This window comes from Bdellovibrio sp. HCB337, from assembly GCF_047302465.1.
Classification (GTDB): Bacteria; Bdellovibrionota; Bdellovibrionia; order Bdellovibrionales; family Bdellovibrionaceae; genus JACMRP01.
Genome location: NZ_CP178621.1, coordinates 194,581 through 218,458, shown reverse-complemented (window position 1 = coordinate 218,458; position 23,878 = coordinate 194,581). Strand labels below are relative to the sequence as shown.

At 44.8% G+C, this 23,878-nt stretch carries 21 protein-coding genes; 8 read left to right on the top strand and 13 right to left on the bottom strand.

The annotated features are described in order from the left end of the window. Positions 1-39 precede the first annotated feature (39 nt). From ACLWBB_RS01085 to ACLWBB_RS01075, 3 genes are read left to right on the top strand one after another with little or no spacing between them, the layout of a single operon-like run. Positions 40-2,349 (top strand): efflux RND transporter permease subunit, encoded by a 2,310-nt coding sequence (locus tag ACLWBB_RS01085; protein ID WP_413289693.1) that lies wholly within the window; start codon positions 40-42, stop codon positions 2,347-2,349. A 40-nt stretch (positions 2,350-2,389) separates the two neighbouring features. Next, positions 2,390-3,460, top strand: coding sequence for a hypothetical protein (locus tag ACLWBB_RS01080; protein WP_413289692.1), 1,071 nt, complete (start codon positions 2,390-2,392; stop codon positions 3,458-3,460). Positions 3,461-3,479: 19 nt separating this feature from the next. Continuing rightward, positions 3,480-4,229 (top strand): alpha/beta fold hydrolase, encoded by a 750-nt coding sequence (locus ACLWBB_RS01075; RefSeq protein WP_413289691.1) that lies wholly within the window; start codon positions 3,480-3,482, stop codon positions 4,227-4,229. On the opposite strand, the gene ACLWBB_RS01070 is transcribed toward ACLWBB_RS01075, so the two are convergent. From ACLWBB_RS01070 to rpsU, 6 genes are all read right to left on the bottom strand, one after another. Further along, on the bottom strand, positions 4,226-5,758 hold the full coding sequence (locus tag ACLWBB_RS01070; RefSeq protein ID WP_413289690.1) for a RecQ family ATP-dependent DNA helicase: 1,533 nt from the start codon (positions 5,756-5,758) through the stop codon (positions 4,226-4,228). The two genes, ACLWBB_RS01075 and ACLWBB_RS01070, sit on opposite strands and share 4 nt — an antisense overlap. Positions 5,759-5,929: 171 nt before the next feature. Further along, entirely contained in the window at positions 5,930-6,799 is an 870-nt protein-coding gene (locus ACLWBB_RS01065; RefSeq protein WP_413289689.1) for a hypothetical protein, read from the bottom strand. A gap of 177 nt (positions 6,800-6,976) precedes the next feature. Beyond that, positions 6,977-8,803, bottom strand: coding sequence for an RNA polymerase sigma factor RpoD (rpoD, locus tag ACLWBB_RS01060; protein WP_413289688.1), 1,827 nt, complete (start codon positions 8,801-8,803; stop codon positions 6,977-6,979). Between the two features lie 82 nt (positions 8,804-8,885). After that, on the bottom strand, positions 8,886-10,733 hold the full coding sequence (gene dnaG, locus ACLWBB_RS01055) for a DNA primase (protein ID WP_413289687.1): 1,848 nt from the start codon (positions 10,731-10,733) through the stop codon (positions 8,886-8,888). A 19-nt stretch (positions 10,734-10,752) separates the two neighbouring features. After that, complete coding sequence (locus ACLWBB_RS01050) at positions 10,753-11,178, bottom strand: GatB/YqeY domain-containing protein (protein ID WP_413291573.1); 426 nt, start codon at positions 11,176-11,178, stop codon at positions 10,753-10,755. Positions 11,179-11,227: 49 nt separating this feature from the next. Further along, the gene (gene rpsU / locus ACLWBB_RS01045; protein WP_413289686.1) at positions 11,228-11,425 is read right to left on the bottom strand and encodes a 30S ribosomal protein S21; all 198 of its coding nucleotides are present in this window, start codon (positions 11,423-11,425) and stop codon (positions 11,228-11,230) included. 287 nt (positions 11,426-11,712) lie between these two features. Between rpsU and ACLWBB_RS01040 the strand changes: the two genes are divergently transcribed. From ACLWBB_RS01040 to ACLWBB_RS01030, 3 genes are read left to right on the top strand one after another with little or no spacing between them, the layout of a single operon-like run. Further along, positions 11,713-12,462: a TerC family protein gene (locus ACLWBB_RS01040; RefSeq protein WP_413289685.1), complete on the top strand. Its 750-nt coding sequence runs from the start codon at positions 11,713-11,715 to the stop codon at positions 12,460-12,462. Next, on the top strand, positions 12,459-13,391 hold the full coding sequence (gene tadA / locus ACLWBB_RS01035; protein WP_413289684.1) for a tRNA adenosine(34) deaminase TadA: 933 nt from the start codon (positions 12,459-12,461) through the stop codon (positions 13,389-13,391). Before ACLWBB_RS01040 ends, tadA begins: the two co-directional genes overlap by 4 nt. A 54-nt stretch (positions 13,392-13,445) precedes the next feature. After that, positions 13,446-14,540 carry a DUF2914 domain-containing protein gene (locus ACLWBB_RS01030; RefSeq protein ID WP_413289683.1) on the top strand — a complete coding sequence of 365 codons (1,095 nt, stop codon included), beginning with the start codon at positions 13,446-13,448 and terminating at the stop codon, positions 14,538-14,540. Positions 14,541-14,599: 59 nt separating this feature from the next. On the opposite strand, the gene ACLWBB_RS01025 is transcribed toward ACLWBB_RS01030, so the two are convergent. Continuing rightward, positions 14,600-15,028 carry a hypothetical protein gene (locus ACLWBB_RS01025; RefSeq protein ID WP_413289682.1) on the bottom strand — a complete coding sequence of 143 codons (429 nt, stop codon included), beginning with the start codon at positions 15,026-15,028 and terminating at the stop codon, positions 14,600-14,602. A gap of 197 nt (positions 15,029-15,225) precedes the next feature. Here ACLWBB_RS01025 and ACLWBB_RS01020 point away from each other — a divergent pair, with 197 nt between their 5' ends. Then, positions 15,226-16,056, top strand: coding sequence for a TIGR02147 family protein (locus ACLWBB_RS01020; RefSeq protein ID WP_413289681.1), 831 nt, complete (start codon positions 15,226-15,228; stop codon positions 16,054-16,056). 112 nt (positions 16,057-16,168) lie between these two features. Further along, complete coding sequence (locus tag ACLWBB_RS01015; RefSeq protein ID WP_413289680.1) at positions 16,169-17,140, top strand: hypothetical protein; 972 nt, start codon at positions 16,169-16,171, stop codon at positions 17,138-17,140. Positions 17,141-17,203: 63 nt separating this feature from the next. Here ACLWBB_RS01015 and ACLWBB_RS01010 read toward each other — a convergent pair whose 3' ends face one another. The 6 genes from ACLWBB_RS01010 to ACLWBB_RS00985 all read right to left on the bottom strand — a co-directional run bounded on the left by ACLWBB_RS01010 (position 17,204) and on the right by ACLWBB_RS00985 (position 23,830). Next, entirely contained in the window at positions 17,204-17,887 is a 684-nt protein-coding gene (locus ACLWBB_RS01010; RefSeq protein WP_413289679.1) for a response regulator transcription factor, read from the bottom strand. A 103-nt stretch (positions 17,888-17,990) separates the two neighbouring features. Next, positions 17,991-18,215, bottom strand: coding sequence for a hypothetical protein (locus ACLWBB_RS01005; RefSeq protein WP_413289678.1), 225 nt, complete (start codon positions 18,213-18,215; stop codon positions 17,991-17,993). 137 nt (positions 18,216-18,352) lie between these two features. Further along, the gene (locus ACLWBB_RS01000; protein ID WP_413289677.1) at positions 18,353-19,876 is read right to left on the bottom strand and encodes a SpoVR family protein; all 1,524 of its coding nucleotides are present in this window, start codon (positions 19,874-19,876) and stop codon (positions 18,353-18,355) included. A 3-nt stretch (positions 19,877-19,879) separates the two neighbouring features. Beyond that, positions 19,880-20,974 carry a DUF444 family protein gene (locus tag ACLWBB_RS00995; protein WP_413289676.1) on the bottom strand — a complete coding sequence of 365 codons (1,095 nt, stop codon included), beginning with the start codon at positions 20,972-20,974 and terminating at the stop codon, positions 19,880-19,882. A gap of 8 nt (positions 20,975-20,982) precedes the next feature. Continuing rightward, entirely contained in the window at positions 20,983-23,058 is a 2,076-nt protein-coding gene (locus ACLWBB_RS00990) for a PrkA family serine protein kinase (protein ID WP_413289675.1), read from the bottom strand. Between the two features lie 139 nt (positions 23,059-23,197). Beyond that, positions 23,198-23,830, bottom strand: coding sequence for a hypothetical protein (locus ACLWBB_RS00985; RefSeq protein ID WP_413289674.1), 633 nt, complete (start codon positions 23,828-23,830; stop codon positions 23,198-23,200). Between the last annotated feature and the right edge of the window lie 48 nt (positions 23,831-23,878).

The window sequence follows — 23,878 nt, the reverse complement described above, 5'->3', positions numbered from 1 at the left end:
AATCCAATAAAACTATGGCTCACAAGAATTTCAATCGTTATGGGCCTCATTGGCCTTTGCGCGGTTTGTGCTGTTCTCCTCAAGAGAACTATTCCATTCGAGATTCAAAGTCTTTTAAGTCCTTCTAATCCAGTTCGCATCCAATACGAAAAAGACCTTAAAAGCTTTGACGACGAAGCTTCAGCTTGGGTGGTCGTTGAAAAAAACACCCCTTTCACCTCTGCCGAGATTCAAAAGCTCTCTCAACAAGTAAGCCTAGCTTTGGAAATGAATTTCGCCTTCGATAGCGTCGTAGGTCCCCATAACGCCAAATATTTCGAGGCTGATGCTCAAAGTATCAAGCTGGTTCCGTTTATTAAAGACGGAGAGTGGACTCCGCGTGCACTCGAAATGCTGAACACCGAGATGTGGAAGAATAATCTTGTCCGCGAAGACCACACAGCGTTCTTAATGAGTTTTAAGTTCGTCCAAGATCTTCCGCGCAAAGAAGAACAACCTGCCGTTGCTCGCCTTGAAAAGTTCCTGAAACAAGTCGAAGGCGACAACCCAGGAGTTCGCACTGGCATACTCGGAGCTAAGATCGCGAGCGCTAGTTTTCTAAAAGAAATGGTTTTTCAGCAACGAGTGATCACGCCGTTACTTCTGCTGGCGATTGGGCTGTTTTTGTTCTTCTGCTATCGCTCAGGTCAAATATTGCTGTGGAACTTTTTTGTCATGTTTGTGGTATATGCCGCGACCCTTTGTCTGATCATGTTGGTCGAAGGCGGTCTTGGTCCTTATAGCAGTTTTGCACTGATGTTTGCCTTCATTGTGTCGACTGCCGACCTTCTGCACTTCTTCAGCCGCTTCCAGCAACTAGAAGGTAGCGTCGAGTACCGTCTGAAAGAAACCGTCCGTATCGCCAAAGTTCCATGCTTGTTAGCCTCACTCACCACGGCCGCGGGTTTTATCGCACTCATCGTGAATCAAAACTTGCCGATCCGCTATTTTGGAATTTATTGCGCTTTTGCGTGTATGTTTGAATGGTGTTTTATCTTCTACGTACTACCGACGACACTCAGAGTATTTAACTTTAACCCTCAAGTTCGCCGCTTCGATGCTCATACCTGGTCTATGAAGATCGAAAGTTTTATCGGTAAAAATACAAAGCCTATCATCGCATTATCTCTGCTATTGATAGTGATTGGCGCGGGAACTAGCTTCGGCCTTCATGTGGACGACAACTTCTATACGAAATTCGTTAACAATCATCCTTTAAGCCGTTCTATTGATCTTTTCTCAAAAGGTTTTGATTTTGTCGGTTCTATGGACGTCGTCGTTCAACCAAAAAAAATAGGTGACGAGCGTTTTAACAAAGAAGTCTTCGAGTCCATGCGTAATTTGGAAAAGGACCTGGCTGCAAATCCGCAAATCTCGCGCATTACTTCCGTTCGTCAAATTGATGACGAGTTGAACCGCCAATTAGCGGGAGCTCTTCCGCCAAAAGAAGCGGCACAAAAGAAAGAAGCCATTCTACACATGTTCAATGACTATGGCGTTTTGCGTGGCGGACTAAATGAATCCACTGGCGAGATGCGTACGGCAGTCTTCCTCAGATCGATGTCTACGGATGCCTTAGACGACGTTTTACAAAATGTCGAAATTCTCAAGGGCAAATATGCGGATCATCTTAGCATCCGTGCAAGCGGCTTCTCGGTCGTTCGCTCGTATATTAACGGTCGTGTGATTCAGGATTTCTTTGAATCGTTCTTCTCAAGCTTTATTTTGATTTTCCTTTGCTATTTGTATCAATACCGCAGTTGGAAGTGGGCAGCATATGCTCTTATCCCGAATGCAATTCCACTTTTAGCAGTAAGTGGAACGATGAGCCTTTTCAAAGTTCCTATTGATACAAACTTGGTGATTCTGATTTGCGTGGCTTTTGGAATTGTGGGCGACAATACCGTTCACCTTTCCTACGTTATTCAACAAGAACAACGTAAAGGCTTTAGTTATGATGAGGCTTTAAAGCGCGGTCTGAACCTCATCGGTATTGCGATGTTTGCAACTAGTGCGATTTTCTTGGTGTGCTTACCGGTTTTCCTACTCGGAGATTTAAAACTCTTCGGCCACGTTGCAATCTTTCTGTCGATTGCTTTCGTTGCAGCGTTCTTGGCGGACCTCTTCACTTTCCCGGCTTTGCAGAAAGCTTGGGGATGGAATTTCTCGCCAGAAACCCATTCAACTGCAAGCCTTTACTGGTTGGAAGACCCCGCACCAACTGTCTCAGAACGAGACACCCCGCCTGTGAATCCTGAGCAAAAGAGGGCACCGGCTAACAGCCCTGAAGGGCCTCAAACCCCTTTATAATCGTCTATTTAGCGGCATAAATCGTGAAGGCTTCCTAGGTATGAACAACCGGAAGCCTTTTTTCATTTTAAGTCTGATTCTTTCAAGCAGTCTTCTTTGGGGTTTTTCGACCGCGAAAGCTGTGGAAGAAATCAAAGATTTTGATGCCGTTCGCATTGATGGCATCGACAATACTGTCTTAGAGCCGAAATCTCCGGATGCTCCGCAAGAGCACGTGACTTTTACTTATGATCCCAGCGCTTTGGCGGATGCCCCACCCGTTCAAACTACTTTAGAAGAGTTGCAAAAAATTTCTCAAGAGATGCAAGGCGATGCATATAAAGCAAAACTAAAATCCGAGGTTGTAATTCCAGTTTCTACGGATTCCCCAGAAAACCTCGCAGCTCTTACGGTCCTAAAGCCCGAAGAAGTGAACACTTTCATTTCTAAGAAAAACCACTTCTTGGCAAAAATAGCAAAGATTCTGACGACCCTTCGCTTGAAGGCCACTAGTGTAAATAAAATGGTTCATTTAATGAATGAGCAGTTCTTTAAAAATGCCGGGGTTATTGCAAATGCAAACGCCCGTGTTTTGAGCATTCAAATTGGTGTCGCTGGCGGAGTTGGTTTAGCAGACTGGTTGATGGTGCGCTTAAAGAAGAGCCCTTATCTTAGAAACCTGCCAGACACTGCGGGCTTTTATTTTCTGTTTTCCACAGGTTTTTCCATCGTCAAAACTACTCACAATGGCAAAACCCGTTTGAGTATCGAACCTATTGTTGAATTCCGTCGCGCAACTCGTATTTTCTCTCCGTTTCTTTTTGGCGCTGCCGGGTTAACGGCAAGCTACAACTGGGAAAACCGTGCAGAGTCCACGAGTATCCAGAAAGCAACCTTCTATCGCATCTCTAGCTTGAACGCAGTTTCTGGCGTTCAACAGTTTGGGTTCTCTGGTGCCGCTGCAGTTGCCTTCCCACCCGGCGGAGGCGCCGCTGCCGGAATGGAAGGTGAAATCTATCGCGTACGCATTACCCGAGAGATGCTTCCTAAACTAGTTGATATGATGAAAGGTTTTCTTGGTAAGTCCAAAGTCCGCTCTTGCGAGGGTGTCTTTGTTTTGACTACTCACTAAGAATATTCAAAAATAGGTTATGCAAAAAAATTGGATACTCATTCGTGGTTTAGCTCGCGGGGTCGGCCATTGGGCTGACTTTCCGGAGCGCATTCAAGCTGCGTTTCCAAACGATAAATTCGAATACCTAGAAATTCCCGGCAATGGCTCGCTCTATCGCGAAAACAGCCCTCTGACGATGAACGAAATGGTGGAGTCTTTCCGTCGCCAAAGTAAGTTTGTACGTTCAGGCGAAAAAGTCCATATTCTTGCCATATCCTTGGGTGCGATGTTAGCAACCGCATGGGCAGATCGCTATCCTCAAGAGATCGAAGAGTTAGTCTTAATCAATTCGAGCTCTGCTCAGCATTCTAAATTTTACGAACGCCTTAAGCCCGAAAATTATTTGAAAATGGCCTTAATGATAGCGGGCTTTAAGCGCCGCTTTACCGTTGAAGATATGGAACGCAAAATATTAATGATGACTGCGAACTCTTCCGAGCGTCGCGACTATGCGTTGCCGATCTGGACAGAAGAATCGACCGCTCATCCAATCCAGATTCAAAATTTCGTCCGTCAGCTGTGGGCTGCGGGTAACTATACTTTCCCGACAAAGCCACGAGTTCCTACGGTTTTATTAAATAGTGCGAATGATCACTTCGTAGATGCCTCTTGCTCAAAAGCACTTGCCGAGGCTTGGCAGTGTCCGATGTATGTGCATCCTTGGGCTGGACATGATTTGCCGTTAGACGATCCGGATTGGGTACTTAGCAAGCTCAAAAACCGTTAGTCACTAAGCTCGGCCAAAAGATCCCAACCAAATTTTTCTAGTTTGGATTCGCCAATTCCATAGATGTTTTCAAGTTCATCCATGCTTTGCGGATTTTTGATCGCCAATTGTTTCAAAGTTTGATCGCTAAAGACCACAAATGCTGGGACATCCAGCTCTTGGGCTTTTTGCTTTCTCCAACGGCGAAGATTTTCAAAACGCATTTCTTGTACTTGATTCAGATCGACATCTGCAGCACCGGACTTGCGAGTTTTAGTCTTCGCAACTTTTACCACAACTGGTTTTGCAGGTTTTTGAATTCGGCGTTCTGATTTTGGACTGCAGCTATCACAGTGCCCACAGGTATCAATACGTTGAGCATCTTTATAATAAGTCAAAATCTCGGCGTGACGACACTCACCGCCCTCAGAATAGTTCACAAGAGCATCTAAGTTTTTCCAACGTGCATTCTTAATAGCCTTGGGTGCTTCGGAATTATCAATAAAATAAGATTGAAGCCCCTTGTCCTTCTTTGCGTATAACATCAGGCACGTCGATTCTTTGCCGTCACGACCCGCACGACCCATTTCCTGATATAGAGAATCGATATTCGCTGGCATCTGGAAATGCACTACTAAACGCACATCCGGCTGGTCAATTCCCATCCCAAACGCATTGGTGGCCACAAGGATACGAAGTTCACTCTTTGCGTAGGCTTCTTGAGTTGCAGTACGCTCTTCAGTACTAAGTCCCGCGTGATAAAAACCAACGCGATCAAAATGCTGCGACAAATACCCAGAAAGTTCTTCTGTCACTCGGCGAGTACCGCAATAAACGATAACTCTGCCCTGTGGAGTTTGACGAATCGCCTGAGATAGCATCAACGACTTGGCATCTTCATCACCACACTGCTCGACCTGATAATAAAGATTCGGTCTATAGAACCCGTGAACGTGCTTTTCTGGGGTAACAAGACCTAGGTTTTTTGCGACATCCGTCAATACAGTCGGTGTTGCAGAAGCCGTCAGCGCCAAAATAGGAACATCGGGACGCAGCTTCTTCAGAATACTTAGCTGGCTATACTCTTCACGGAAGTCATGCCCCCACTGAGAAACGCAATGGGCTTCATCCACGGCAAAAAGCGCGATAGCACGGTTCTGAATCCACTTTTGAAAACCTTCTTTTTGTACCCGCTCCGGAGATAGATAAAGAAGGTAAGATCCGCCTTTGCCAATTTCTGCAAATATAGCGCGTTTTTCATCATCGCTTTGTCCTGAATACAAACAACCAGCAGCGATTCCTTGGCGCTGAAGGTTCATCACTTGGTCTTTCATCAAAGCAATCAATGGTGAGATCACTACAACGAGTTGTTGTGTATAGACCGCCGGATACTGATAACAAAGGGATTTACCGCCGCCTGTTGGAAGAACTGCCAACACGTCTTTCTTCGCAAGAATCGCAGTGATAATTTCTTTTTGTCCTAATCGAAATGAGGGAAGAAGAAAAGACTGCTGCAGAAGTGTTTCAAAAGGCACGGCCATAGAATTCATACCCCCATACTTTCGTTGAAACTGTGCAAGGTAGCAACAATAATGCCGGGCTCTATGGGGAATATTTGGGAGTTCGCGTCCAACTTAGAGGAAATTCTCCAATTTTCGGACAAACAAAAAGGGATGGTGCTAAGCCCATCCCTTTTGATTTCTAACTCAAACCGGGTTGAATTAGAAAGTCATACGCAAGCCAATATTTACGATGGTCTCTGTGTAGGCTTTTACTTTTGTTCCTGCCACATTGGTCTCTTCATGTTCTGGATGCATGTTCATGCCTAGATCCAAAATACCTGTGAACATTTCATTAAAGTCATACGTGCCGTACAAAAGAAACCCAGCATAGCTTTCGCCTTTAAATGTGGTTTCTACACCAGAAGTATCCATCTTTGTATCGTCCATCATGTTGTAAGAAAGCTCAGCACCCAAGAAGCCCATTCCCCAGTTGTACTCAAGGAAAGGAGCTAGCTTCAAAGTATTGCCGCCCGTAAGTGTTGTACCAGCAGCATTGTCGACCTTACGCTCAAGTGGCATTAAGTAAGATAAGTCAGCACCGTAATTCATGGCAGCGTTATTTACCATCACACCGACATTCGCTTTAAACGACATACCACCTGTCGATCTGTTGTCGATCGCACCAGTCGTCGCATCTAGCTTGATTTTCTCTGTATTGAAGCCAAGATCGGCTCCATAATGCCAGATTTCCGAGAAACCTTTGTAGTAAACGTGAATGTCACCCATCCCACTTGCAGTACTCGAGGTCGTGCCAGTGGTCGTTTTGTTATTCCCAAAGAATGTCTCGAGACCAATCGCATGGTTGTCGCTCATGCCGTAGGTATAGTTCAAATAGATGTCGCTCATTTCCTGCTTCGCATCTGTTTCAACACCTGCCGTTTCTGTTTTTGCAGGTTTTACATCCATTAGGTAATTCGCTTCGACGACGTGGTTGCTCGCGCCAGGCTGGAAATAGTATTGCGTGTTAGATTTCGCAGCAAATGCCGATGCAGATGCCAATGTGATGATAGCAAGTGATAGCAGTTTCATGATGGATCCTCCTAAAATGATTACTTAGAAACTAAGTTCTCTAATCTTGATGGGAGAATCTTATGTAGGGTGAGTAAGAACCACAAGTCCTCTAATGTGGAGACATTCTGGATATCTAGAAATAAAAAAGGGAAGGTTGTTACGCCTTCCCTTTTGAATTGTCATGGAATCTTCACACTATCCGTCGATGAAAGCCTTAAGCTTGTTGCTACGGCTCGGGTGGCGCAGCTTACGGAGAGCTTTCGCCTCGATCTGACGAATACGTTCACGAGTTACGTTAAAGTCCTGACCCACTTCTTCCAAAGTGTGATCCGATTCTTCGCCGATACCGAAACGCATACGTAACACTTTTTCTTCTCTCGGAGTCAAAGTTGAAAGCACACGACGTGTTTGTTCTGCCAAGTTCAAGTTCACAATCGCTTCAGCTGGATTGATGACCTTTTTATCTTCGATAAAGTCTCCCAAGTGAGAATCTTCTTCTTCACCAACTGGAGTTTCCAAAGAAATAGGCTCTTTCGCAATCTTAAGGACTTTACGAACTTTATCGACTGGCATGTCCATTTTCTCTGCGATCTCTTCAGGAATTGGCTCACGGCCAAGCTCTTGAACTAGATAACGAGAAGTACGAACAAGCTTATTGATCGTCTCGATCATATGAACTGGAATACGAATCGTACGCGCCTGATCGGCAATCGCACGAGTAATCGCCTGACGAATCCACCAAGTCGCATAAGTAGAGAACTTGTAACCACGACGGTATTCGAACTTATCAACGGCTTTCATCAAACCGATGTTACCTTCTTGGATCAAATCCAAGAATTGAAGACCGCGGTTCGTGTACTTCTTCGCGATAGAAACCACGAGACGAAGATTGGCTTCAACCAACTCAGATTTTGCTAAATCCGCTTCGCGCTCACCTTTCCAGATCGCAGTGTACGTGTCTTGGATCCAACGGAAGTTCATCTCTGTTTCGCTATCCAAACGTCCCAAGCGGACAGAAGCCTCTTGAGCTTGGATCGCGTAAGAGCGGAACTTGTTGTAATTCAAGCCAGTCTCACGAGTCATTTTAGTTAATTCTTTTTCGTTACCATCGATCAACTTCAAACGCTCAACAAGAGCGTTAACGTCTTTAGAGAAAGTTCTCTCGGTACCGTCTTTGATACGACGGCGAAGAACCGACATACGGCCCACCAAGTTTTTGAACTTAATCACGATACGGTTGATCGTCTTACGATTGAAGTTGATGGATTCGAAACTTGCCATCAACTTGTCGTTCACCTTCAACAACTCATCCATCGCTGCTTTACGAGCTGGCGTGTTGGTTTCTTCTTTACGAAGAACGTCGAAGTATTTTTTCACAGACTCGTGGTAGGCAGTTACCGTACCGATGAGTTCGTGAATTTTGTCGATATATTCTTTTTCGTCGTATTGTGTTTCTTCGTCTTCCAAACCACGGAAGATCGATTTTACTTTGATACGGCCTTCATCCAAACGTTTACCGAGTTGGATGATTTCGTAAGTACCAAGTGGTGACAACAAGATCGCTTTAACGATCTCACGCTCCCCTTTTTCAATACGGCGAGCGATCTCAACTTCACCCTCACGAGTAAGAAGGGATACGCTACCCATTTTACGTAAGTATAAACGAACTGGGTCATTACCTTTAACGTCTTCGCTTTCAGCGATTTCGTCTTCGTCCGCTTCTTCATCTTCTTTATCAGGATCGGCAAGGAATGCACCTTCGCCCTCTTCTTTAGAAGCTTCAATCAGTTCAGAGATAACAACCCCTGCAGCTTCCAGAGCATGCATGAAGGCATCCAAAACTGACGGCGCCAGAATTTCTTGTGGCAAGAGCTCATTGATCTCTTCGATAGTGAGCGAGCCTTTTTCTTTCGAAAGTTTAATAAACTTTTGAATCTCTTCTTTGATGATGGCTTCTTGCTCTGCTAGCGTGAGAACTTTAGTGGGCTCTTTTGAACTGGCGTTTGGAACGTTTGCTTTCATTTAAACCCCATTTTCCCAATTTTGATTTAATCTCGTTAATAAATTTTAAAAATAAATCTCAAAAAATTTTAGAAGTCAGAACTTAGTTTTTATTCAAAGAGTGTCTGTTTCTTTGAATATTCATAATCTGTTCTAACTTCTCTGCGCTCGGTTCCGCTTTAATATCCCGAGCCAGTTTTTTCGCCTGCTCACGCAAGCTGTTGTCGCGAACTTTTTTGAAAACATCGCGAAGAAGTTTTCGTTCGCTCTCCTCGTCAAATGACTCGCCCGCATTTTCAGTCATGAAAAGCAGTTCAGGATGATCCACAAATGATACGAGAAGACTGGTCAATTTATCAAATTTATTAGGATCTTGTCTATAGACATCGGCAGCTTTCTGCAAGATCTCTAGAGTAGCCGCATGAGAGATATTTTCAGTGATGTTTTCCTGCAAATACACATCGAAGTTGGCACGACTTTTGAGGGCCAAAGACATGAGTAAAATTTCCGGTTTTGGTGCGCCTTTCAGGATAAATCGCGGAGAATTTGGCACAGTTTTTGGTTCAACAGGCGCAGGAGCTGCAGGTTTTTGTGCATTGACGACATCGCGACGGATATTTTGCGCCTCTTGAGCCAATTTCCCATTCTGTTTAAAGAGTGCTTCTTTCAACCAAGTGCTTGGCACACTCATTCGACGAGCCGCTTCCTGAAGATAGAGATCCTGTAATCGCGAATCGGGAATGACCTCGAGTACGGGTTTCAACTGATCGCAGAGCTTCACTTTTTGTGAGGCCTCTCCGCGATAGTCTTCCATCCAGCGCTGTAAAATCAAAACAAACAAGTCCGGAGCCTTTGCCATCAAATCTTTAAGGGCATCAGCACCTTTAGCTTTTACAAAGTCATCCGGGTCCATACCGTCAGGTAATGTTAATCCCTTCGGGTGCACATCTGCCGAAAGCAAAATCGGCAAACTACGCTCGGCTGCTTCTTGACCGGCAGAGTCCCCGTCAAAAAGAACCACCACGTTCTTCGTCATTCTTTTTAAAAGTTTTCCATGGTCCGGGGTTAACGCCGTTCCCATAGTGGCTGCAGCATTGCGGATGCCAGCCTGATACAAAGAAACCAAGTCCATATATCCTTCGACAATGATGGCTTGATCTTCGGTTCGTATATAACGGGCGGTTTGTGCCAATCCGTAAAGAATTCTGCCCTTAATAAATACCGGAGTCTCGGGACTGTTCAGGTATTTAGGTTCCCCTTGCTCGATAATACGTCCGCCAAATGCAACCGCTTCGCCCATAGGGTTTAAAATCGGGAACATCAGACGATCACGGAAAATATCAAAGTGGCCAGTCTTACCACCCGAACGGGCTTTCGCCAGGCGAGCCTCTTCGACTAGGTCCATGGGAACTTTTTTGGACTCTAAATATTTAACCAATCCATCCCACTCAGGTGTCGAATACCCTACCTGGAAAGCGTCCAGAACCTCTTGAGAAAGTCCGCGCTTGGCGATGTATTTTTTGACAGGATGGTCATTCGGTACGCGCTTCAGCTGTTCACCGAAATAGTAGTTCGCTAGCTGATTCACTCTCGCCAAAAGCTTCTTACGTTCTTTTTGACGATCGAATTGTTCGTTAGAAGAGTCCGAACTTTTCTCAGGCATCGCAATATTTGCACGACCGGCAAGATACTCGATAGCCTCAGGAAAGCTCATGCCCTGATAATTCTGAAGGAAAGTAAAAATGTTGCCTTTTTTATGACAACCGAAGCAGTGATAAACCTGCTTGGTCTCGGACACAGAAAAGCTCGGCGTCTTTTCTTGATGGTCCGGAAAAGGACAGCGGCCCATAAGGCCGCTTCCTGTTGGCTTCAACTGTGTGTACTGAGAAATAATGTCTACTACGTTATTAGCGTCGCGGACTTTCTCAATAAACTCTGGAGAAAATTTCATGCAACTCCAAGTTCAACGATTAAGTAAGTTTAGATTTGATAACTTCGCTCACTGTTTTGTTGTCGGCAGTACCAGCTGTGCGAGCAATGACTTCCTTCATTACAGGACCCATGTCTTTCACAGTTTTCGCGCCCAAAGCTGCAATCACTTCCGTGACAACTTTCTCGACCTGATCTCTGCCCATTTGCGCTGGCAGATAGCCCTCAAGCACTTTCAATTCAGCAGCTTCTTGATCGGCAAGATCTTGACGGCCACCGTTTTGGTATTGCTCAATCGATTCTTTTCTTTGCTTCACCAACTTTTTAATCACGCCCATGACTTCGTCAGAGGTGATTGCGTTGGGGCGAAGTTCAATCTCACGGTTTTTCACCGCAGCTTGAAGGAATCGCAAAGTGTTAAGTTTGAGTTGATCTTTACTTTTCATGGCCTCCTTAACGTCGGCCATGAGTTGTTCTCTGATTTCCATTTAAAAACCCCCGAAGAAATTTTTAAGACTAGTCGTTACCCCAGCCTTTACGAGATTTCTTCATCGCGCGTTTACGAGCAGCCATTGATTTCTTTTTCAAGCGAACGCTTGGCTTTTCGAAATGCTCACGTTTTTTAACTTCAGAAAGAATGCCTGCTTTTTCGCAAGACTTTTTGAATCTACGGAACGCAGATTCAAAGCTTTCTCCGTCTTTGATCTTAGTCATTGACACTGAAAATCACCTACCTCTCGAACGTGTCTGGAAGTTGGATTCCCTAATGGGGAATTCAAAAGATCAAGTCTATAGCAAAGGGCACGGGGTCTGACAAACGCTAAAGCCCCTAAAAGCTTAGATTATAAGCACGTGGCGCTTCGCAACAAACTCTCTCTGAGAGCTCGCTTCGCCGTCCGTTGACAGTTTCCAGGTGAGTGACTAAGCTGCGAAGAATTCGTAGTCATATATCTTGTTGATATTACTGACTTTTTAAGTGCTTTTAAAGCTTAAAGGAGCTTATGGCTGAATTTTTCACCCCTGCGGTCTTAATTGCGTTTTTCACTCTCTTTGCCCTCGAACTGGTTTTGGGGATTGATAACATTATCTTTATTTCAATTTTGGCGGGCAAGCTTCCAAAAGATCAGCAGCAAAAAGCCCGTATGACGGGCCTGAGCTTGGCGGTCATTACCCGTATTATCCTGCTCTTGTCCCTTTCTTGGATCATTTCTCTGACGGCGCCACTTTTCACCGTCATGGACCAAGAGATCTCAGGACGTGACTTGATCCTGCTTCTTGGGGGTCTATTCCTAATTGCAAAAGCAACTTTGGAAATCCATCACAAGCTTGAAGGTGAAGAAGGAAGTCAGTCCAACAAAGTGGCTCACTCTTTCAAGGCAGTCATTTTTCAGATCCTCTTACTTGATATCGTTTTCTCTTTGGACTCTGTTATCACTGCCGTCGGTATGGTCAGTCAGCTTTCCGTCATGATCGCCGCAGTTCTTGCTTCCACGGTTGTGATGCTGGTTTCTGCAAAAAGCATCAGCGACTTCGTTGACAGCCACCCTTCATTGAAAGTTCTTGCTCTCAGTTTCTTGTTGATGATCGGTTTGACGTTGGTGATCGAGGCTTTCGATCAACACGTACCAAAAGGTTACATCTATTTTGCGATGGCCTTCTCAGTCTTTGTAGAGCTTCTTAACATCCGCATGCGCCGCAAAGCTCCTGCTCATCCAGTGAAATTGCGCGAACGTGTCGCTGAGGAAAAGTGAAACAAAAAGCGATAGATGAAAAATGGATGAAACGCGCTCTGAGTCTTGCGGAAAAAGCCGCTGCTCAGGGCGAAGTTCCCGTTGGTGCCATCTTAGTGGGACCCGACGGCTTGCCACTAGCGCAATCCTACAATCATCGCGAAACCTGGCAAAGCCCATTGGCTCATGCTGAATCCATCGTTCTGCATACAGCTTCTAAAAAAACTCAGAACTGGCGCCTTGAAGACTGCACCCTCTATGTAACCCTTGAACCTTGTCTTATGTGTGCTGGCGCCCTTCTACAATCACGTGTTCGTCGCGTGGTTTACGGAGCCAAAGATCCGCGCGGTGGTGCCGTCGAGTCTTTATATCAAACGTTTCAAGATTCTCGTCTGAACCATCAAATTGAAATCACCTCTGGCGTTCTTGAAACAGAATGCAGCGATATTCTGTCCCAGTTTTTTCAAGAACGACGTGAAGACCATCGGCGCGAGAAAGAATCGAAAAATTATCGCTACCGCTCGAGCGTCATTGTCGTACACAAAAATAAAGTCTTGGGCTTTCACGCCATCGATCCCCACAGTAAGGCAAAATATATATTTATGCCCGGAGGACAAATCGATTCTGGAGAATCCGCAGAGCAAGCTGCCATCCGCGAGACCTTGGAAGAGACCGGATACAAAATTCGACTTTTACCAGAGCTAAAACTGCAACGTCGCTATGACTTTGAATGGAACGGGAAAGTCCATCACTGTGATACCACCTTTTTCGTAGGCACCCTTGATGAAGATTGGCACGAGCCCCGATGGGTGGAGGATGCTGACTATAACAAAGGTCCAACTTGGATTCCTGCTAAAGACATCAACAAGGTGTTTGCTTACCACCCCGATCTTCTCTGGGGAGTCCAGTGGGGATTAAAGCGCGCTCTCGCTTCGCAAAAGAAGGGCTAGTTAGCCCTTGTCTGATTTCCGCAATCAGCGGATGCTATATGTTCGGAGGAATTCATGGCTAGTTTGAAAGAACGTGCGCTTGAGTACTATGAACAAAATGAAGCAAAAGTCGATATCGGTTTCTTTCTAGCCGGTTTTGTTTTCGACATTTTTACTCTCTCAGACATCGATGACCCGATTAGCGTCGCTCAACAGTTGGTGTATCTTTGGATCGTCGGTTCTATTTTGTATTATGATTTCTTAAGCTCGCATGGAATCGTAAAAGTCTCTTCTCGGTTTGAAAAAATTTGGAACTACCGTCAGCTGATTTTCCACTTTCTTTTAGGAAGTCTTCTCAGTGTCTATTCATTGTTCTTCCTGAAGAGTGCTTCGGTGTTCTCTTCGATTGTCTTTGTCATACTTATGATGGGACTCATGATCGCCAATGAACTCAAAAATGTGCAAAAGAGCGAGATCAACATCAAAGTAGGTCTTTACATTATTTGCGTGTTCTCGTTCTTCTCGATGCTAGTTCCGGTGCTGTTAGGTTTTGTCGGACTCATCCCCTTCTTGCTTTCGATTCTTGCAACCGGTGGTTTTATCTGGGGAGTGCTGCGACTTCTTAGTAAGAAAGTTCAAGATACTCGTTTACTGCTGCGAAGCTTGGTGGCTCCGGGCGCGGGTGTCTTGATTATTTTCGTTTTGTTTTACTTAGTCGGCTGGATCCCACCAGTTCCTCTGTCTGTGCAAAACATGGGTGTCTATCACTCCATCGAAAAAGCTGGTGGTAGTTACATCCTAACTCACGAAAAGCCGTGGTGGAAATTCTGGCAAACTGGCGATCAAGACTTCAGAGCTGAACCTGGTGACAAAATTCACTTCTTCGGACAGATTTATTCACCCGCGAGATTCAGTGATTCTGTGATTCTTCACTTTTTCTACAAAGATCCTCGCCAAGGTTGGATGAGTACTGATCGGATTCCCATGAGTGTCTCTGGCGGACGTGAAAAAGGTTATCGCGGCTATGCCACAAAACAAAACTACACCGACGGTGAATTCAGGGTGAGTGTTGAGACAACGGATGGACGTGAGATCGGACGAATCTATTTCAACGTCACCAAGGTCAATGAAACAACTCCGAATCGCGAGTTTAAAAAAGATATCTTCTAATAAAAAATGACGAGGGCTAGTTTTTTAATTTTTAGCCCTCGCTCAGTTTTTCACAACGACTAATCGCAATTCACATTGGCAGTGGTCGTGAAATCAACTCTATTTTCAATATCAACAATGATGCCTTGAGAGGCACTTACTGACGAATCCAGTTCTTCAACACAATTAACACGTAAATACTTCTTAAAGACTAAACCTTTAACTGGCACAGCAACACCCATCATCAAAGTTTTTCCTTGGGCGTATTGGCTGCCGGCAGAACCCTTCGTAGTGTTGATCTCAAATACGGGATCAATACCGATAGATGCCAATTTCTCGGCATCTGCTCTAGTTTTCGCTTTGCACACCAAATGAGGTCCCGAGCTTCCGTTAACAGTCACCTGAGAAAAGCACTCATTGATAAATTCTTGTTGGGTCAACCCGTGGCTTTGAACTGACGTCGTCAGCAAAGATGCAAGTGCTCCCAAAAAAGCAAATTTCATTTTCATAAAGACTCCTTTGTTTTTGTTGTTATCAACGCTGGAGATTTTTGCAAGTCGAAGGCCACAACGTATTGAGTTTAAAACTTGTATGAGAAAGAACTTATGTAACTCTGTTTGACACTACCTACGAAGCGGCACTTTGTTCACTGAGAGTGAACGTTTTTGCCCCTTGCCTCACACACCTTTTTTGGTACTCTTTGCGAATGAACAAAGACACCATCTTCGAAGCAAAAGACTATCGTCTCCTACTAAAAAAGCTCTTTGTAAGTTTGAAATCTGAACGAAAAAAAATGTCCTTACAAAAAATTGCCGACAAGATCGGTATATCAAAATCTTTTCTAAAAATGGTGATGGATCAGCAAAGGCATATTTCTGTCGAAAATATGAGAAAAGTCGCTGAAGCCTTTAACATGGATTCACGGCAAAAAACGTATTTCTACTTTTTAGTGCTCGAGAACCTGATGACTGACAAGGCGATGAAAAGCTTCTTTGCAAATCTCCTCAGCATGATTCGTTCTTTAGAACATCTCCCTTTGCCGGATCTGAACGATCTCGTTAAAAATGACTTTGTATTTGATAGTTCTCTTCATATGATTATCAAATCTTTGCACCGATTTCCCTCTTTTAAGAATGAAGCGAATTGGGTTCAGCAACAACTGAGTGTTAAAGGTGTAAAGATTCATGAAATTGAGCAGGTGCTAGCTCAGTTTTCACAATCCTCTACTGTAGCTAATGAATTCGTTCACGGACAGGCCCTCACTGGTACTGAAGGATTTGAACGCTATAAAATAGGCCTCAAATTGGCGGCACAAGCCACTGAGGATGCGACCACCTACAAGCCACTACGTTTTGAAATGATGTCTCTGAGTTTTGATCGAGACAGCGAGCAAAAAGCCTTTGAAGCTTTTAACGAGTTTAGAAACAAATTGGTTGAGCTTTCAAAAGGAACGACTAGCCCTAATTCTGTAATCTTTGTTTCCAATAATATGTTCTGTGTTGCGAATGAATCTATCGTTCAAGAAGAAATCAAATGATGTCTCCTAACTAATTAGAGGCTGATAAGTTTTGGTTACGTAGTGTAACAGAAACATGTCTAGATAGTCGCAATTCGGTAGAGGTAAGTGTGTGGCCAGTTAAAATGGACACATGAAACTAAAATACTTTTTCGTCTATATAACCGGTTTGATTTTAGCCTCAACTTCATATGCTGGACTTTTGCCTTTTGCATTCTGGAAGACCACTGCAACCGGTGGTTGCCCAAGTTACACGACCGTGGTTTTAACTTCGGGCACATCTTGGGCGATCCCGAGTGATTGGAATAACACCGACAATCGAATCGAAGCCATTGGCGGCGGCGGTGGTGGCGGTGGTACGGGAACTTGGTGTAGTAACGATTCAAATGGTGGTGGCGGCGGCGGTGCCTACGCGAGAAAAAATAATCTGACACTCACTTATCCTGGGAACGTGACCTATCAAATTGGAGCCAAAGGAAATTCCAATGGCGATGGTACAGATACATGGTTCGTCGACACCTCAACACTTCTTGCTAAAGCAGGGCTTAAAGGTTCGTCGAGCGGCGGTGGTGCGGGCGGCAGTGCTGGCACTTCTATAGGTGATGTCACTAAAGCCGGAGGCAATGGGGGCGCACGGGGCTCTTCAACATCAGGTGGTGGCGGCGGCGGCGGCGCTGGTGGACCCAACGGAAACGGTGCAAACGGCGCAAATCCGGGAGCTACTGGTGTTGGCGGCGGTGGTGGCGGTCATGGCGGCGGAACTGTTGGCAGCAGCAATGCTGGAGGAAAAAACTATCTTAATACTGGCGGCGGGGTTTACGGCGGCGCCAGTCCCAGTAATGGCGGCGGTGGTGCCGGAGGTGCTAATAGTGCCTCTACACCGAATCCTCAGGCCGGTAGTGCTGGGAATGATTTAGCAACTTCTCCTTCGATTGCAGGCAGTGGTGGTGGTGGTGGCGCGACCGGAGTGGGCAACTCGGGTGCCGGTGGTGCAGCGGGTAACTACGGCGGCGGAGGCGGAGGAAACGGATTCTGTGCAAGAAGCCCACCTACAGGTGGCGCTGGCGCAAACGGTGTGATCGTCATTACTTACTGTCCACTTTAGCAAAGAAATAAAAAAGCCAGGGTTCGCCTGGCTTTTTTTAGTCATGTAATTTCTCGAGTGACTCTAATCTTGAACTTCCAAACGATAACCCAAGCTTGGAACAGCCAAGATCTTACCGTGGAATTTATTAATTTTGCGCTTAAGGTAATTGATTTGCGAATCCACGTTACGTGAAGTCACTTCAGTATCACCCCAGATTTCATCCAAACATCTCTCACGAGTCACAAGATTGTTCTTGTTAGAAACAAGCATTTTGAGGATGTCGAACTGCTTAGGAGTTAATTGAACCTCTTCACCGCCGACAAAGACTTGGCGTGAAAGCAAGTTCATGCGTAAGTTTGCAGCTTGAAGTTCCGCACCCAAATCCTGATCTTTTTCAGACAAGCGAGCCTTAATACGAAGAATGAGCTCTTTCACATGGAATGGCTTAGAAATAAAGTCATCAGCACCTTGTTCAAAAGCGCGGATTTTTTCATCAATCGTCGCAGCACCTGATACGAAAATAATAGGTGTGTTTTTTGTAGACTCGTTTTCACGGATCATTTTGCAAATATCGATACCCATCAGACCCGGCATTTTATAATCAAGAAGAATCAAATCAGGTTTTTTCTCGGTCACCAGGCTAAATGCCTTCGTGCTATCAGATGTGTAATAACATTCATAAGTTGAGCTCAGGATTTCCGAGAGCAGCTTACAACTTTCTTCATAATCATCTACTATCAAAATGCGTCTATTTAATTGGGCCACTTTACATCTCTCCCCTTGCACTCAATATGCTCTCTGAAACAGCATATTATTGACAAGGCTAGTATTGCTCACATCCAGAACAAAAGTTTTTTACAGGCAAGTCTCACATGCCTTTATATTTTATCCCTTTTTGCTCAAAAATCTTTTTAATTTGCTCGCGTTTGTCACCTTGTATCTCGATCAGTCCTTCTTTTCCCGAGACAGAGTATGTACCACCAACACCGCATTTTGTCTTGAGCTCCTTCGACAACTCCTTTAGATAAGCTTCAATTTTAGGTAAGCCGTCGACGACAGTCACTACCTTGCCGCCGCGCGCGTTTTTTTCCAAGCGAAATATTGCCGTAAAGTTTCGAGACTGAACGAGATCCTGTTTAACGCAGGTGCACTCAGAAATGTACTCTTTGCACTTCGAGCACAGCTGATCCCTAGGATCGGTAGAGTATACTAGCTTTGTGTTCTTTTGATTCAATTCCCGTTCTCTGTGTTAGATGGATTCGGACTAGGTCCTTGAGTTAACTTATAGTTCTTAAACTCTTTTCCATCAAACCTAAAAAGCTGTCCTTCGCCATCCATTGCTGTCGCAATGTTCACAGGGCGCGTCCAGAGCCTATAGATATTCTTCAGAGTGGCTTCCATGTAATCAGGTTGCATATCAATGCCTTCGTGAAGGTGTGTTAATAACAACTCACCTCTGTTTTCAAAGTTGGCATCTTCAATGCGGATAATCGGTTGTCCAAAGTTTGTCATATGAAACAACAGCTGGGCTTTAATGGCTTTAAAGTCCCGGGTGTCGACCTCAAACTTATTCGTTTTTTTATTAAACTTGTACACAAAGAGCTTATTGCGCACACAGAAGTCTTCCGTCAGGAACTCGTCAATGAAGGTTACATCGTTATAGACCTTTCGTACTTCGAAAATCTTTTGACGACCCAAGGCTAACTTCTTGTCCCAATGTTTGCGTTCGCGAATATCATCACATTGGTCCCACTCGCGACCAAATTGCCCTTTGTTCCATCGGTCCTCAATGTCCCGCATAAGCTCAATGCCCACTTTATAAGGATTGTAGCCATTAGGCGCCATTGCCATAGTACCGCTATGATGATCTGCGAAGTCGATGATTTCAGAATCATTCAGAATCTTTTCAGTCATCAACTTTGAGTGCCAATATGAAGCCCAGCCCTCATTCATGGTTTTTGTCATCCCTTGAGGCGAGAAGTAATAGGCCTCATCACGGATGATAGAAAGAATATCCTGCTGCCAGTCCGCCAATGGCGCATTGTGAATCAAGAAACGAAGCACGTCTTTTTCAGGTTCCGCTGGAAACTTGTGAGCTTTTTGAGCAAGCTCTTGCATCTTGCGTTTCTGCTCCGCTACAAACTCCGGCGGATTGATATAGTCGCGCATATAAGGGCGATTGACCTTCAATAAGAAGTCTGGATCCCTCGGAGTCGTATCTTCTTCTTTTTTCACAATCGACTTTTCGACGTAGGGGCTATAGCGATCGATCAAGTTCTCGAGGCTAAGACACAGGTCGATAAAGTTCTCAACTGTGTCTACACCGTAACGGTCCACATAACGACGAATACGCGTGGCATGGTTTGCCATCTGATCCATCATCTTACGATTAGTTTTTGAAAACCAAATGTTGTTTTTAAAGAAATCACAGTGACCATACACGTGCGCCATAACCAGTTTTTGGTCCATCATGGCGTTACCTTCCATTAGGTAGGCATAACAAGGATCGGTGTTGATCACCATTTCGTAAATTTTAGAAAGACCATACTCATAGGATTTCGAGAGATGTTCATATTCCATCCCGAATTTCCAATGTGGATATCTAACGGGAAAACCCCCGTAAGCAGCAAATTGATTGATTTGGTCATAGGTGATGAGCTCGAAAATCGTTTCGAAAAAATCAAGCCCTGCATCTTTGGCGATTTGGCAGATTCTCTGTCTTTCACGTTCTAGTTCGGGAGTGAGATTTGCCATGGCTTATTTCCCTTTCCCTAAGAAGTCCTTAATGGAATCCAGAATTTTATCTCTGCTTTCAATTTGGCTGCAGATAATTCGCTCGTCGGTGCCGAATTCTTTCTGCAAATCTTTTAAGAACTGACCGCTGCCGTATTTACTCTCAACTTGGCCGTAACAAAAGACATTCGTCTTTGGTAGGAAGAATTCTTTCAAAAGTTTTGTGCACAAACGAGTGTCTTCGCCACTCCAGTTGTCACCGTCACTAAAATGGAATGGATAGATATTCCATTCATTCACCGGATAGTCCGTTTCAATGATCTGTTGGCAAAGTTTATAAGCCGAGCTAATCAAAGTACCACCCGATTCACTCGTTCTGAAGAAAGTGTCCTCGTCGACTTCTTTGGCTGCGGCATCGTGAATGATGAAGCGGGTTTCAAGGCCCTTGTAATGCTTCTTCAGCCAAGTATTAATCCAGAAACTTTCTAGACGAACGATTTCTTTTTGCTCGTCTCCCATAGAGCCAGAGACGTCCATCATATAGATTACGACGGCTTTCGCCATGGGCTTGGTTACTTTTTTAAAGCTGCGATACTGGAAATCCCGACGGATCGGCACGATCACCGGGTCTTCAGGATTATAGATCCCTGAACTCACATAACGCTTCAAAGCCTTCTTATAAGAAGACTTGAAGTTACGAAGCCCCTCAGGTCCGACCGGGGCCATTCCTGAGTAACGGGTTTTTTCCATTTCAATGTTTTTATTGCCTTTAGGTTCGATGCGCGGAAGCTCTAACTTCTCGCCCAGGATATCAGCAAGTTCATCCATGCTGAGTTCGACTTCCAACAAGTGCTCGCCGGGATTTTCACCGGCTTGGCCTTGGCCATCACCAGGCTCGCCAACCCCTTCGCCAGGTTGTCCTTGCCCTTGGCCAACGCCGCCTTGTTGTTTTGGACCATAACGGAAATTCGGAATCTCAATGTGAGGGAGGGGAATTTTGACAAAATCATTCTCTCTTTTGCCAATCATCTCCCCTTGGGTGACGTACTTCTTAAAGTCCTCTTTCACCTTTCCCTTAACGATATCCTTAAACCGATTGTGGTCTTCTTTAATCGACATTTTTCACACTACTTGTTTTTGACGTCCCCACGGGCAAAGATACTTGCCACATAATGGAGGACATCAGTTGCGGAAACATCATCGTAACCGAAATCCTTAATCAAACGGGTCTTCACGATATCGATCTTCTCTTGCGTGTCTTTGTCGGTCACAGAAGACACCAAAGAAGTCAGCTTGATACTGTCTTTTTGATCTTCAAAAAGTTTCAATTCCAAAGCCTTATGAAGACGTTCGTTCATCTTATAGTTGAACTTCTTGCCTTCAATCGCCAAAGCCCCGATGTAATTCATGATCTCGCGACGGAAATCATCTTTGCGGGATTCAGGGATCTCGATCTTTTCTTCGATCGAGCGCATGAGACGCTCATCTGGCTCCTCATCCTGACCCGTGAATTGGTTACGGACTTTTTCTTTCTGAGTGTAGGCTTTCACATTGTCGATGTAGTTTGCGCACAAACGTTGGAGCGCGCTTTCATCGGCACTGATTGCTCTTTGCACTTCCGCTTTAATAATTTCTTCGTACTCTTGCTTCACCACACCCAATAGCTCACGGTAATCCGCTTTGAGCTCTTCGTTAGAAAGCAAAGAGTGATTTTTTAATCCAGATTCAAGCTCATTCAGCACCATGAACGGATTCACAGAACCTTTATTGTTCTGCTGAGCCGCCACCAAGGCATTTGAAAGCTTATCTTGGATGTAACGAGGAGAAATACCCTCAAGACCTTCGCGAATAGTTTCTTTACGGAGCTCTTTCACGTTGTCTTCCGTATAGTTCGGCAAAGTTTTACCGTTATACAGTTTCAATTTTTGCAATCTCGTCAGATTCGCCTTCTTAGGTTTTTCCAAACGAGTCAGGATCGCCCACATCGCCGCCATTTCAATGGTATGCGGAGCGATACTGATGCCTCTCAGTTTTTGAGAGTTGAAGTCTTTTTTGTAGATATTCACTTCTTCTTTCCAACGAGTGATGTACGGAATATCGATTTTCACCGTACGGTCACGGAGGGCTTCCATGAACTCATTGTCTTGAAGACGACGATACTCAGGCTCATTCGTATGACCGATGATCACTTCGTCGATATGAGTTTGAGCGAACTTTTTAGGCTTTACTCTGTGCTCTTGAGAAGCTCCCAAAAGATCGTACAAGAAGGCCACGTCTAATTTCAGAACCTCGACGAACTCGATGATCCCGCGATTGGCAACGTTGAACTCCCCGTCGAAGTTGAAAGCACGTGGATCTGAATCCGAACCGTACTCAGCAATCTTACGATAGTTGATATCACCAGTTAATTCCGTAGAGTCTTGATTCTTTTCATCTTTCGGTTGGAAAGTACCGATACCGATACGATCAGCCTCTGACAAGAACATGCGTTTCACACGTACGTGAGAAAGCACTTTCATCAAATCGCCATGATAGCGATCCATCAAAGAACGGAAGATAAAGCGGCTTGGTGGGCTGAGCTCACCATCAATATGCACGCGGAATGTGCCTTCTTGACCGCGATTGAGTTCTTCACAAATTTTCGGACGAAGTTCTTCAGGAATGAGGAGCAAAGGCTCTTCATGCATTGGGCTTGGGAACACTTTTGCGCCCTTACCAAGAAGACCGTCCAATTTTCCATCTTCATCCACCCACTCAAAAGTATAAAGTGGACCCGAATCTGTTTTCGAATAAGCCTCAAGACCTTTTTTGATCATACGGCAAATCGTAGATTTCGCGCTTCCCACCGGACCGTGCAAAAGGATCACACGTTTTTCGGTGCCGTAACCAAGAGACGCCGCTCTTAGTACGTTCACAAGTTTCATCAGCGCCACATCCAACCCGAAGACCGCGTCTTTACCATTGTTGGCAGCATCGTCAAAAAACTTGTAACGAGTGACTTGTTTTTTGAAGTCGATGTAGTCCTCAGTGCCCGACTCCATGATCATGTCATAGAGACGTTGATAGGCATTGCGGGTGACTTTTGGGTTCTTTTTTACAAGAGCCAAATAATCATCGAAACTTCCTGACCAGTGGGCATTCACGCGCTCGCCGGAATTCTGCCAATTTGATACGATTTGCTTCAGATCTAAAGGTGAGGCCATAGTTCACTCCTTGTGAAGAGTTGCTCCACGGTCTAGTGGCTTCTAAGAGGACTCTCGAGGTCCTCCTATATATGATGCTATCTCAATCTAAGATGGTTAGAAACTGATTATTAAATTTTTGGGTATTAAGCCTTATTGTTTATTTGAGCTGTATTGTTTTGAACTCTGGCGGGGCCATTAAAACGAATGTTTCATCTTTGAACTGGACCTCTGTCTGGGGCGGTTTAAATAGCCACCTCATCTCGAACGTGGGGCCCGTAATAAGCACCTTCTTTTGCCCCTCGGGTGTTCGTTCTTGCCATTGCACCTTGATGCTTTTTCCAACCTGATTGCACTCAGCTAATAAGCCATCTGGACCTTTGGCGCAGGTCCAGCCCGCCCCTCGCATTGGCGTATCATAAGCGATACTCATAAAATTGCGTGGATGAAGTGGAATATTCATCAAAGGCATAAATGAGCCTTCGCTCGCATGACCTTCAAAGAATTTTTTTTGAGGGTAAATCGTGTAACGAATATCTTCGCTATTCAATGCAAGACTCGCAACAGCGGTGCCCATGAAGGCTTTCACTTCCATTCGCAATTTTTCGGGATAGTCGCCCTGGATATCGATATCAACTGTATGGGATTTGTTAGCTTTTAAGTCGCGGACGACAGCTTTCGTTTCCCACTGAGCTTTTTGATAGCTTCCTTGAGGGAGAGGAGGTTTAACTTGTTTGGTTCCGCAAGAAACCAAAACGACACTCGCGGCTAGGACAAAAAATAAACGCTTCATGATCACAAGGATAATGAAGCGTCTTCGGATTTGACAAGAAATAATCGG